Source organism: Caballeronia sp. GAWG1-1 (genome assembly GCF_023631465.1).
GTDB lineage: Bacteria > Pseudomonadota > Gammaproteobacteria > Burkholderiales > Burkholderiaceae > Caballeronia.
In genome coordinates, this window is record NZ_JALQDB010000062.1 from 1 (window position 1) to 12,229 (window position 12,229).

Annotated in this window: 8 protein-coding genes and 4 pseudogenes; 8 read left to right on the top strand and 4 right to left on the bottom strand. The window is 57.7% G+C overall.

Annotated features, from left to right (window positions below; all coding sequences use genetic code 11):
* The first annotated feature begins 33 nt into the window (after positions 1-33).
* The 3 genes from NCT03_RS32360 to NCT03_RS32370 all read left to right on the top strand — a co-directional run bounded on the left by NCT03_RS32360 (position 34) and on the right by NCT03_RS32370 (position 3,456).
* Entirely contained in the window at positions 34-1,002 is a 969-nt protein-coding gene (locus NCT03_RS32360; protein WP_250495400.1) for a zinc-dependent alcohol dehydrogenase family protein, read from the top strand.
* Between the two features lie 522 nt (positions 1,003-1,524).
* Entirely contained in the window at positions 1,525-2,295 is a 771-nt protein-coding gene (locus NCT03_RS32365) for an SDR family NAD(P)-dependent oxidoreductase (protein ID WP_350030205.1), read from the top strand.
* Positions 2,296-2,685: 390 nt separating this feature from the next.
* A complete protein-coding gene (locus NCT03_RS32370; RefSeq protein ID WP_250495394.1) occupies positions 2,686-3,456 on the top strand; it encodes an aldo/keto reductase in 771 nt (256 codons plus the stop codon).
* On the opposite strand, the gene NCT03_RS32375 is transcribed toward NCT03_RS32370, so the two are convergent.
* From NCT03_RS32375 to NCT03_RS32390, 4 genes are all read right to left on the bottom strand, one after another.
* Positions 3,409-4,764: an AMP-binding protein gene (locus NCT03_RS32375; protein WP_250495395.1), complete on the bottom strand. Its 1,356-nt coding sequence runs from the start codon at positions 4,762-4,764 to the stop codon at positions 3,409-3,411. The two genes, NCT03_RS32370 and NCT03_RS32375, sit on opposite strands and share 48 nt — an antisense overlap.
* 10 nt (positions 4,765-4,774) lie before the next feature.
* Positions 4,775-5,698: a diiron oxygenase gene (locus tag NCT03_RS32380; protein WP_250495396.1), complete on the bottom strand. Its 924-nt coding sequence runs from the start codon at positions 5,696-5,698 to the stop codon at positions 4,775-4,777.
* Positions 5,699-5,783: 85 nt separating this feature from the next.
* Positions 5,784-6,566: a DUF3050 domain-containing protein gene (locus tag NCT03_RS32385; RefSeq protein WP_250495397.1), complete on the bottom strand. Its 783-nt coding sequence runs from the start codon at positions 6,564-6,566 to the stop codon at positions 5,784-5,786.
* Between the two features lie 958 nt (positions 6,567-7,524).
* Entirely contained in the window at positions 7,525-9,057 is a 1,533-nt protein-coding gene (locus NCT03_RS32390) for an FAD-dependent monooxygenase (protein ID WP_250495398.1), read from the bottom strand.
* Positions 9,058-9,403: 346 nt separating this feature from the next.
* Here NCT03_RS32390 and tnpA point away from each other — a divergent pair, with 346 nt between their 5' ends.
* From tnpA to NCT03_RS32410, 5 genes and pseudogenes are all read left to right on the top strand, one after another.
* Positions 9,404-9,823, top strand: a complete 420-nt coding sequence (gene tnpA / locus NCT03_RS32395) for an IS66-like element accessory protein TnpA (RefSeq protein WP_250495399.1) — start codon at positions 9,404-9,406, stop codon at positions 9,821-9,823.
* Positions 9,820-9,972 (top strand): annotated as a pseudogene (tnpB, locus tag NCT03_RS34455) (IS66 family insertion sequence element accessory protein TnpB); the annotation flags it as partial. The gene tnpA and the pseudogene tnpB (NCT03_RS34455), both read left to right, overlap by 4 nt.
* Before the next feature lie 38 nt (positions 9,973-10,010).
* A pseudogene (gene tnpB / locus NCT03_RS34290) lies at positions 10,011-10,166 on the top strand (IS66 family insertion sequence element accessory protein TnpB); the annotation flags it as partial.
* Positions 10,167-10,352: 186 nt separating this feature from the next.
* Positions 10,353-11,794, top strand: a pseudogene (gene tnpC, locus NCT03_RS32405) (IS66 family transposase).
* Positions 11,700-12,092 (top strand): annotated as a pseudogene (locus NCT03_RS32410) (helix-turn-helix domain-containing protein); the annotation flags it as partial. The pseudogenes tnpC and NCT03_RS32410, both read left to right, overlap by 95 nt.
* Positions 12,093-12,229: the final 137 nt, after the last annotated feature.

A 12,229-nucleotide genomic window follows, 5' to 3' on the forward strand; every position in this document is an offset into this window, starting at 1 on the left:
CCGTTTTGCTTTGTCGAGGTTTTCCATGACTCTATTCTCTCAGGAGTAAAGGTCTCCGGAAAACCCGGTGCGCTTCACATTGCCGCTGCCTGCGTTTGCGGCTCCGATTTGTGGCCGTACCGCGGTATTCAGCCTATCTCCGAACCCATGCCAATGGGCCACGAGTACTGCGGTGTGGTTGAAGATATTGGCAGCGAAGTGCGCCACATCAAGCCAGGCCAGTTTGTTATCGGCTCCTTCTTTGCCTCGGATAACGCTTGCCCGGTTTGTCAGCATGGCTACCAATCCTCCTGCCAGCAGGCGGAGTTCGTCGGCGGCGCTCAAGCTCCGTTGCTTCGCGTTTCCCTCGCTGACGGCACATTGGTCGCCACGCCGGACGCTCCTTCGAAGGAATTGATTCCGAGTTTGCTGACGACGTCAGATGTGCTGGGCACAGGTTGGTATGCCGCCGTAGCAGCCAACGTGCAGCAAGGCGTGACGGCCGTCGTTGTTGGTGACGGCGCGGTCGGACTGCTTGGTGTTCTTTCGGCTAAAAAAATGGGTGCCGAGCGGATCATTGTAATGAGCCGTCATCCTTCCCGACTGAAACTAGCTTTAGAATTCGGTGCAACAGACATCGTGACCGAGCGCGGAGAAGATGGCGTTGCACGCATCATGGAAATGACCGACGGCCTCGGAGCCGACTCAGTGCTGGAGTGTGTCGGCACCCAAGAATCGATGATGCAAGCGATCCATTGCGCTCGCCAGGGTGGATACGTGGGTTACGTTGGCGTGCCGCACGGCGTCGAACTCAATGGTGAAGATCTATTCTTCGAGCACGTTCATCTCCATGGTGGACCTGCACCGGTTCGCAAGTTTCTTCCCGCATTGATCGACTTGGTTTGGCAGGGAAAGATCAATCCCGGTAAGGTGTTTGATCTAACTTTGCCGTTGACTCAAGTGGCGGAAGGTTATCAGGCAATGGACGAGCGTCGCGCGATCAAAACCTTGTTGATTCCTTGATGTCCTTACAAGCACGGCAGAGACGTTTGAGGCGCTGTTGCTTCATGAGATAGCTAGAAGATCCCCTAGTGTGGCTCTGCGTAGACGCAGCCGCACTCGGCGATTACCAGGGCGTGCATACAACTAACCCAGTAGATGCGGCCCCTCTCGGCGGTGGTGAATTGCCTTGCGCCCCCCTTCGGTTGCAATCACGCCCAGAAGCTGCGGTGAAAAACCTAGATCAACTTGCTTGCATCTACTTCTTGGCGCAATGCTCAACCAAGTGCAGTTTTGGCTCCGCGGTCACGCCGCACAGGCGCTGCACGGGGTTTTGCAAATCGGCGCAATCATGATGATGATCTATATCGGCTTGCTCTATTTACCGGCTATGCAAGATAGCTCAAATTGGTGAACATTGAGTTGCGGAAAGTAAAGCCGGATCCCTCCGGTGACTGCAGGACCCTTGGGCTGCGGCGAGCCTTTTAATTTTCTTGCCTCCGTCCGGTGGATGCTTAGGACATCGTTCAACAATTATGGAATCTAATCACGAATCCGACATATGACTTTAACGGGCAAGTGGCCCTCGTAACCGGCGCAGCAATCGGGATGGGCCTCGCTGCGGCCCGAGCTTTTGCGAAAAGCGGTGCTTCCGTGGTTTTGGCCGATCTTGATGGAGAATTGGCCGCCAGGGAGGCGCAAAAAATTGCTAATGAAGGCGGTATCGCCATCGGTGTTACCTGCGACGTTACGGACGAAGCACAGATTGCTGCCGCCGTTGACCGGGCCGTTACTGAATACGGCCGCCTTGACATGGCGTTCAACAACGCCGGCATTCAGGTGCCCCCAAGCGACGCCGCTGAGGAGCCGATCGAAAATTTCCAGCGTGTCGTTGCCGTTAATCAATTCGGTGTCTGGGCGAGCATGAAGCATGAGCTGCGGGTGATGCGAAACCAAGGATCAGGGGCGATCGTTAATAACTCGTCGCTGGGTGGCTTGATCGGTCTTCCCGGCCGAGCGGCCTATCACGGAACAAAGCATGCCGTGCTGGGCATGACTAAGAGTGCAGGCGTGGAATATGCGCCACGCCGCATTCGTGTCAACGCGGTCTGCCCTGGCACCATCGATACACCCATGGTGCAGGACATGCTTAAGGGCCAGCAGGACACGATGCAAGAGATCATGAAGGAGCAGTCCATCGGCCGTCTCGGACGGGCCGATGAGGGTGCCGCAGCCGTGCTGTGGCTGTGCAGCCCTGGCGCCAGCTTCGTGGTCGGCGTCGGCCTGCCTGTGGACGGAGGTTTCACCGCGCACTAAGCGTGGGCAATGCATTGGCAGACGGTATTTGCTTTGCGTCAAGGTGGGCCCCACCAGACTCTACAGGGACCGACACTCTCTATGCCTCCCTCATCATCAAGATCGCAAGGCGCTAGCGACGCCGTCAAGCAGCATCTGGCCGACCGACTGGGCCCCACGATGGTTACGATGGTGAAGGTACTAGCGACTGACGCCAGCGTCGTATCGGAGGCGGTGGTGGATGTGCCGGCAGAAGGTTGGTGCAGCACGCTTACCTTCACGACATCGACGGCCCATCGGCTACACGAGCGCTTGGGGTACGGTTCGCTCGCAGCCGCCTCGGACAACGAGCATTGGTTAACATGCCACCTCGGGAACGATCCCGGATTGGTTATTCAAAGGTGAAAAGCGATGAACTACGCACATTTGGGCCGCACTGGTCTCAAAGTCAGCCGTATTGCGCTAGGCACATTGAATTTTGGTGACGTAACCGACGAAGCGACCAGCTTCAAAATCATGGACAGCGCACTCGCCGCAGGTATCAACTTTTTTGATAGCGCGGACGTGTATGGCGGCCCTCAGTCGCCGGATATGGTGAAAGGCTACGGCGTCTCAGAGGAGATCATTGGCCATTGGCTTGCACAGGATGTTAGTCGGCGCGACAAGATCGTGCTGGCGACCAAGGTGTATCAGCCTATGGGCACCGGCCCCAACGACAAGTACCTGTCGGCCTATCACATTCGACGCGCCTGCGAGGCGAGCCTCAAGCGGTTAAAGACCGATCATATCGACCTCTCCCAGATGCACCACATCGACCGGGCAACCCCTTGGGACGAAATCTGGCAGGCGATGGAACAACTGATCCGCGAGGGCAAGATCACCTATGTTGGGAGCAGCAACTTCGCTGGCTGGGACATCGCCACCGCGCAGTGCGCGGCCGCCTCGCGCCACTTGCTGGGGCTGGCATCGGAACAGAGCATCTCTAACCTGACGCAGCGAACCATCGAGCTGGAAGTGATTCCAGCACTGCGCCACTTTGGGGTCGGTCTCATCCCCTGGAGCCCGATCGGCAAGGGGCTGCTTGGCGGGGTGTTGGGCAAAACGCTCAGCGAAGGACGCCGCGGCTCGCCGCGCCTACAAACGCAGATCAAGAAGTTCAATGAGTTGACTGAGGTCATCTAGCGCATGGCGCTGTTCCTCAGTCGGGACGACGAGCGTCGCACCCGCGAGGAAAGTCGGGAAGATGTCGAGCAGCGAAACATCGAATGCAACCGTGCAGAACTGCAATACACGCGATGCCGCAGTTAGTTCAGCGTATTCGCGATACCAATGGCAGAAGTGCACGATATTGCGGTGTGTAAGCATCACGCCCTTTGGTACGCCTGTCGAGCCCGAGGTAAAGATCGTGATCGCACACCGAGAGGCGCGTTCTGGGTCGTCTTCGAGCGGCCAAGCCGAATCATCCAATATCGAGCTCTCGAAGACATTACGCGTCAGAGGCACTACCCGGATCGGCAGATCGCTTAATGCAGAGCTATCGAACGCTTCATCAGTGATGAGACACTCCGCGTGCGCTTGCTCCAAGATCACGCGAACTCGCTCCATTGGAAACGACGGATCAAGTGGAAGGTAAGCGGCTCCCGATCCGATAGCGCCAAGTATCGCCACGTACAACAAGGAAGACTTACGCAATCGAACTGCTATTACGCGGGGAGCGCCAGCGTCGTCGTATGCTACGGTCGACGAAGCTGTGAAGCCGGCGGATAATTGTTGCGCTAGTTTCTTCGCAGCACTGACGAATGTCGCGTAGTCGATCGTGCCGTCTTCGTCATGCAAAGCAACGGCTTGGGGATTCGCCTGCGCCGCGCTAAACACCATTTCCGGCAGTGAGGCATCAAGGTCAAAGTGCCGGTCTGTCAGGTTGCTCGCGTGCCACCCCGCAAGCTTCGCCAGGTCGACTGCGAAAGTACCGTCATCGAGAATATTTCCACTCAAGACAGTCATGGCGTCGTCGTTGAATGCATCCCTGCCGAGCAGACTGACAATCTCGACGAAAAGCTCCTCAGCCGCAGTTTCTACTTCGGCAACCATGTCCGCACCACACAGGTTCGATGCGAGCTCAATGTCGCGGCTAGAAGCCCGCCGCACTGTGCCATCGGGATCGATCGTTTGCCATTCCACACGGATCAGACGGGGCGGAAACGTTGCCGACGACGCGCTGAAAGCAAGAATTTTTGGCTGGTCGACGCCTGACAGGCGTTGCTTGCGCAAATCGATCGACGCGTCGCAACCTATCAACCAGTCGATCGATCGACCATCGGCGTCCAATACCGCTGGATTCTCTCCCAATCCAAGCGCTTCCGTGATGTCGCGCAATGGTCCTGACTGCGTCTCGTCCGTCTCCACGGAATGGCCCATTTCGTGGAGCATTGCTAGCACATTCGCGCCTAATCGGGTGTTGCCACTCACTGCGAAGGTAAGGTTTCTCATGCGCTGTCCCTCAGAGGTACGCGCCAACTGCGGCGCGCGTGGGTTCATGTTTCAGCAAACCCGCCATCTTCAAGAACTTGCGGATATTCGCGATCATTGGATGTTTGCTCGTGATCGGATATGCCCCGACCATATCGTTAGCGATTTGTTCGCGTGTATCCCGCGGTAGATCGAGCGATTCAATAAGCCTGCGATCAAATTCGAGCTGAAGCTCGTTCGTCAAGTACTCTTTGAGGAAGTAAGGCAATCCCAAGCCCAACGCTTCGCGAGCAGCTTCGTCGACTTGCGACCAATAGAGCTTGACGAGGTTGATCCAAAAAATCGAATGCCGACCTTCATCCGCCAGATGGTCCGCCATCACCCCCTTCACCGAGCGCTTAAGCGTCGCATCGCGCGAGAACGCTGCAACTTCCGTAGTCACGGTGTTTTCCGATATTGCGACCGCTAGCAACTCCATTCCGGCCGCGTATTGCGCCGGGACGTGCGCAATGGCTCTTGGAATCGCGCGCGACAGCTCAATTTCGTTATTCTGTGTGATAGGCGCGATTCCGGTGCTTCGTTCGACCTGATCTAGATAATCCATTGCAACGTACGCATGGTAATGCTCGTCGATCACCACAGACATCGCATCGCTCTTGCACGCGAAAGGAAAATCAAACGGAAATCGACTCTTGGCGATTGCAAGCGCGGTGCGGTTGACGATCTCTGTCTCGAAGATGATTACGTCGTTGATGTACTTATAGAAGCTTTGGAGAAGGATGTAATCTTGCACCTCCTGACCTGCGTCCATGATCGTCGGATGTGCATAGAGGGGCTGACGCTCGATCGGGTAGTAGCTGAGCGCATCGTCTTCGACCACACGTCGAGGACGCGAACGGATCGTGGCGCGTTGCTCCCACTGATCCGCATGACTGACGTAATTTTGAGTGGACATGGTGACCATTGCCTCGGAATTTTATAAACCGGAGGGCGCGGACGTCGGCAGTCTTATCGCTGCATAAGAGACTCCGTCCCCGACCTCACGCAGCGATGGCGTCTCTTCGATTGCTAAGATATGCTTGCAAACCGTCCCATAGCCGAAGGCGCTCGTCGATTGCGTTTAATCCCGCCTCGAGTGCTTCGTGCATCTTGCGCTCATCGCCACCGGTGGACTCTTCGATCATGGCCCGCGCTGCTGGCCCATGTTCGCCTGAATCGACCTCAATGTGCCGGTCGAGATAGAAGCTTAGTAGAGGCACGCTTGCACGATCGATCTTCCAGCCGGCAAGCAAAGTGCGAAACATATCTGGGATCGCGTTTTCGCGGCCATAGAAGAAGTTGCCGAGCACTTGATGAGTCGCACCCTCGAAGCAGGTGACGAATGTCGAATTCACGAAACGGACCACGGGCGCCGGAGCTTCGACCGCGTTCAACGCGCTTTGCACGCTTGCGCCCTTTTGGAGCAAAGAAATCAAATGCTCGATGCGTTCGGTGCTGGCTCCAACATCGCGCATCGCATGTAAGTAGAGGTCGAAGTGGCTCATGTGCCCCTTCGGGGTTTCATCGCACTCTTCGCCAAGAACGATTTCGTTGATCAGGCGTGCTGCATTAGGGCTGCGCGGAGCCAACCACGGAAGCGTGATCGTCGTAAGATCAGCTTGGAGACGTTTGACACGCGACATGAAGTCCCACACTGCAAACACATGCCATTCCATGAACGTGCGCAACCCGTGCATAGTCTCGATCGAATGGAAGATCGGGTGCGTAGCGAGCGCCGCGTGTTGCTTCTCAAGTTGCGCTTCCAGTGCATCAATGCTGTTCACAATTGTGGCCCTCAATAGTCTCAAAGATATCGATAGATACGACGGCAAAAGGAACCTCACCTTCGCAACGCTTATAAGGCAAGACCGATGCCAATCGCCCGACTTCCTTGATAACAAAGGGCACGCCGCGCTGCCCATGCAAACGTTTGTACATGTGTGACAGCCATCTGTTTATTTTTTTAAACACCTGTCGCCCTGGCTTTTCCGTGCCGCCGTACCAAATGGCGGTCAAATGCCTGGAGCACACGGCGCACCTGCCACCAGAAATGCTCTTTAACTTTGCGTTCCTAATTTATGTAATTCCTCAGTTTTATTCAAAATGAAGATTTTTCGAAGCGGATGCCGATCGGAGACAGTCGAGTCGTCGTCGCGAACGAAGCTGCTAAGAGTCTGACGCGTCTGGCATGTCAGCCCACGTTCGTTATTAAGCTGTATGTAACATATCGCCAAGACACTATTATTTTGGCGTAATCGCGGATGTGCGTCCGAAAGCGGCAGGAGGAGTGAGTCCGTCCGACAAAGCATGTGAACGGCGCTTGTAACCTAGCCCTGTCGGATGGCCAACCTCCGCCCTTCGACTGCTGCCGACGCTCGCCGGTCATCCACTGTGCGACTGCAGCTCGTCACTTCGCCTTCGTTCGCGATGCGGCGCATTGTGCGTCGGCCTCCCCGAAAGGCGATTGAGTCAAACCGACCCAATCCGGTCGGACGGCCCTCTCCAAAGCGGTCACGCGGGCGAACAGCATCTTTCGAGCGGGAACACCATAAAGCGGACGCTGGCGACCTTACCCAACCGGCCATCTTCTGCCATTCGCGAACGTCCGCTTACAGGCGCGGCAACATGGGCAGTATTCTCACGTTAAACAATCAAGAAGGCACCCGGGTAGCGACAAGCAGCACGATCAAACATAATTATTCCAATCCAGCCACTCGCCAACCAGGGTGCGTCGTGGGCGGGTTAGGGTGACGATATCAAAGCCCTGAGAGCACTCAAGGATTCTGACGTTGGTCCTGACAGCGCACGCCACGCGATAATGCCATCAGGCCTTACAAGTGAGGCGCCGTCATGCCCGATTCCAAATGCTTCCATAAGAACATGCTGGTCCGAAATTCTAATATCTGTTCCGATTCGCATCATAGTCACTGAAACGCCAACCGCCGATTTGGACCAATCTTCGGATGCCGTCAATAACACGAAGTTGCGTCCAAAAAGATCTAAGGTCGATATCTCGCCCGTTTCGCCTTCAAGCCAAATGTGAGGGGCACGAGTCCCAGGCTGGCCGCGCCAAACGCCGGGCTCGGCGGCCGGAGGCAGGTGTGAAGCCGCGCCGATAACCGCTGAAGAACGAACGATCTGCCCAAACTCCATGGCGTCGTTGCTCAGCAAGGTAGAAGGCCGAAAATCCGAGCCGACCCAACTGGCATAATCTGGACGCGAGAACGTTTGTTGGTGTCGAAGCCATCCGATAGGCTGTCGTTCGACGCTATAAGTATCTAACAATGCCGGGCCCGAAAGACCATCTAGAACGCGCTGTAGCTTCCATGCGAGATTCCACGCATCATCGATGCCCGTGTTCGCCCCGAACCCACCTCGCGTCGGTGGAAGTTGATGGGCAGCATCCCCTACGAGGAACACTCGCCCATCGGAATAACGATCAGCAATGCGCCCTGCCATTTCCCAGAGCCCCGTCGCAATGACCTCGAATGGCATATCACGGCCAAGAGCTCGTTGTACGGCTTCACGAAGCTCCTCAGATGAACGGTCCTTGTCATCATCGAACATCAATACCCAGCGCGAATCACCATATGTTGTCAGGAAGGCGTGGAAGCCATCATTCTCGATTTCGTATTGTTGGGGACCACGTTGCAAGTACCGGTCGGCGTCAGGGCACTCGAACAGGACACTTCGCAAGGTTCGCAAGTGCCCAACACCATTGCGGCTTATTGCCAGCGTTTCCCGGATTCCGCTGTTCGCGCCATCGGCCGCAATTAAGTAATCCGCGCACACCTCGTATTCTCGCGAGGATTCGAGTTCGCGTAACAGAGCGACGACACCGTTGTCGACCTGACGAAACTGAACCATCTCGACACCAAGACGCAACTCCGAACCAAGCTCGACGGCCGCCTCCCGGAGGATTGGTTCAATCTTGTCCTGCGCTATGGCCGCGCCAAGGCAGGGCGAAAGCACTGAAGATCGGTCGGCTGTCTGCCCCGGTGTCCAATCGCTTTCGCTTATCCAATCTGCTGCCAAATTTGTCGTTCTAACCCGCCGTAGCCTAGCTTCCGGGGCTGACTGCGGGATGCGAACGGAGATGCCTACAGTGCGATAGTGCTCTACTGTGGTCTCGGTAAAGCCCATGGCTCTCGGGTGAGGCGAGCTGCCGCGATGACGTTCTACAAGGATGTGCGGCACGTTTCGCCACGAGAGAAAAACTGAAGCAGAAAGTCCTACCAGACTTCCGCCTACGATAAGTACCGAAGTATGTTGCATGAAACGTCCAGTTGAGATCGCCGCGGGCACGGCAAAGGACGCAGATAACTCTTGAAGGTTGATGCAATCGCGGGCGCTCCAGCCAACCTTCGACGAGGAACCGGCACGCGTCCGCCCCCGTCGTGGTCCGCGGCCCGCTGCGGGCTGGAATTTTCCAAGCGCCTTGCTGCGCTTGGCGACCGGGGCTCACCACGCCGGTCCACCTTTTTCGACGCCTCGATATTAGCAGATGTCGATTACGAGCCACGGATACGTGCAAAAGGTAAGCGTCATTCCGTGGCCGCATGGACAGAGCTGAAGCCGGTGTCCAAAGTAATGTCCGCTACTTCAAGTGATGGGGACTACTTTGGACACACGGAATGCGCGATCATCGAACCGCAAGGGCAGACCGAATTACACACCAGAGTACCGGCGGCAAGTTGCCGTCGCGGCGTGCGAGCCGGGTATTTCGGTGGCCAAGCTCTCGCAGGCGCACGGACTGAATCCGAATATGGTGTTCAAGTGGCGCCGGCAACTGCGGGCGGGCCTGTTTGAAGGAGTGGCGCACAGCACAGCGGTGTTGCTGCCCGTAGCGCTAAATGATGCACCGACCGGCGAGACCGCAGAGCCGGCATCGCTCGCTCTACAGCCTGTCGAGCCACATCGCGAGAGCGTACCGGCCGCGTCGGGCATCGAGATCGAACTGAACGGTGCCCGTGTACGCGTCACGGGCATGGTCGACCCCGTGCAGTTGCGCCTCGTGCTGCGCTGTCTGATGCCAGCATGATTGCGCCGCCAGGCGGTACCCGCGTATGGCTGACAGCGGGCGTTACCGATATGCGCCGCGGCATGGATGGACTTGCCGCGCTGGTGCAGTCAGCACTCGGTCGTGATCCCTTCTCGGGGCACATCTTCCTGTTTCGCGGGCGTCGCGGTGACCTCATCAGATTTTATGGTAGAGCGGCGACGGCACGAACCTGTACGCGAAACGACTCGAGCGTGGACGCTTCGTGTGGCCGCAGGCGGACTCGGGAACAGTCCATCTGTCAGCCGCCCAACTGTCGATGCTGCTCGAAGGGATTAACTGGCGGCACCCCGAGCGGACGTGGCAGCCGACACACGCGGCATAAGGCATGGTGCGGGAGCCCACAAGCGCGTGGCCTTCATTTACACTGGCATGCATGCCAGCCAGCCATCTGCCCGATGACATCGCCGCTCTCAAGCGCATCGTCGCCTCGCGCGACGAGACCATCGCGCAGTTGCTGGCCGAGACCTCGCGACTGAAGCGATGGCAGTATGGCCGCTCATCGGAGCGCATGACAGAACTGATAGACCAGCTGCAGCTCGCGCTCGGTGAGCTGCCTGTTCATGAACCAGATATGACCGCACCGGCGAAGGTACCTGACGCCGACGCGACTGCGGATACATCAGCCACAACGAACGTCGTTCCGCTGCGCCGCAAGTCACGGCACTTCCCCGCCCATCTTCCCCGCGAAACGGTTGTGCATGCGCCGTCAAACTGCGGATGCCCGGAATGCGGCAAACAGATGCGTGCGCTCGGCGAAGACGTCTCGGAGGTGCTCGACTATGTGCCCGGCTACTTCAAGGTACTGCGTCACGTCCGTCCGAAGCTGAGCTGCCCGCGCTGTGCAGCAGTAGTACAGGAGCCTGCACCTTCGCGGCCGATAGCACGCTCGATGGCGGGTGCGGGGCTGCTCGCGCAGGTCGTCGTCGCGAAGTATGCTGACCATATGCCGCTATACCGGCAGGCCGGTATCTATCGCCGCGCGGGCATCGAACTGGACCGGGCAACACTGGCTTCGTGGGTGCGTGAAGCAGCGGCGCTGCTGCAACCCCTGTCCGACGCACTCGGTGGTTATGTACGCGCCGCAGACAAGATCCATACCGACGACATGCCCGTGCCGGTGCTGGAGCCGGGGCGTGGCAAGACACGCACCGCGCGCCTGTGGACCTATGTGCGGGATGACCGCCCGGCAGGGAGCCGCGCGCCACCAGCAGTCTGGTACAGGTACTCACCCGACCGCAAAGGTGAGCGACCTCGGGAACATCTGGCGGGCTACACAGGAATCCTGCAGGCGGATGCCTTCAGCGGGTATTACGCGCTGTATCGTGACGGCACAGTCATCGAGGCCGGGTGCTGGGCGCATGCGCGGCGCAAGTTCTACGAGCTGTACAAGTTGGATAGCTCACCAATTGCCGAGAAAGCACTGCGCCGCATCGGGGCGCTATATGCCGTTGAACGCGAGGTTCGCGGCCAGACACCGGACGTGCGCCTGTCTGCGCGCCAGCTGCACTCGGCTCCATTGCTCGCTGAACTGAAGGCTTGGTTCGAACACACGCTGTCACAGGTATCGGCGAAGTCTGGGCTGGCGAAGGCGATTCGCTGGGGCACTGGCATGCACTCATACGCTATCGCGAAGACGGGCGCGTCGAGGTGGACAACAATACGGCGGAACGCGCGATCAGGCCGCTGGTTCTCGGCAGGTGTCAGCGTCGGATAGATACTCCTCATTTTCGTCGAAGTAAATTTCCCCAGTTTTTTGTTTGGCGCCGCCGCGTAAGCGGTGGCCCCCCGTCGATCACCGACCATATAGGCCTTCGCATCCGTCGGGGAGATATCGGTGGTCGAGTTGGGAGAGGTTATGACGATTCTGGAATTGCATCGGCAAGGGCTGAGCATCTCGGCTATCGCCGCTCGACTAAATATGGATCGCAAGACCGTTCGCAAATACATTAAGAATGGTGTGCAGGCGCCTCGTTATGGTCCGCGTGCGCCGCGTCCTTGTGTCGTCGATTCGTTTGTTCATTACGTGACCGAGCGTGTGCGTGAGTACCCCGAGCTGAGCATCGAACGAGTTTTTCGCGAGGTTCAGGCGATGGGCTACGTCGGCGGCCGCACAGCATTGGGTGATTTGATCCGAGAAGTTCGTCCACCCAAGCAGCGCGGCTTCGAGGTGCGCTTCGAGACGCCGGCTGGAGCTCAAGCTCAGGTGGACTTTGCCCACTTCAATGTCGAATTGGATGACGTCCCTGGACGAACCTGTCCGCATTTTTGTGTGCGAGGCGGTTAGCGGAGTCACCCGCGTGCGTTGGTGAAACGCTCTCCAAACAGGATGGCAAACTGGTTCATCGCGGACGACCAGTCGAACGCCGCGCGTACTGACTTTGCCAG

Coding starts and splice junctions, on each gene's coding strand:
- NCT03_RS32375 (WP_250495395.1), bottom strand. CDS start 4,764: ATGAGAAACCTTACCTTCGCAGTGAGTGGCAACACCCGATTAGGCGCG.
- NCT03_RS32390 (WP_250495398.1), bottom strand. CDS start 9,057: ATGCAACATACTTCGGTACTTATCGTAGGCGGAAGTCTGGTAGGACTT.
- NCT03_RS32380 (WP_250495396.1), bottom strand. CDS start 5,698: ATGTCCACTCAAAATTACGTCAGTCATGCGGATCAGTGGGAGCAACGC.
- NCT03_RS32370 (WP_250495394.1), top strand. CDS start 2,686: ATGAACTACGCACATTTGGGCCGCACTGGTCTCAAAGTCAGCCGTATT.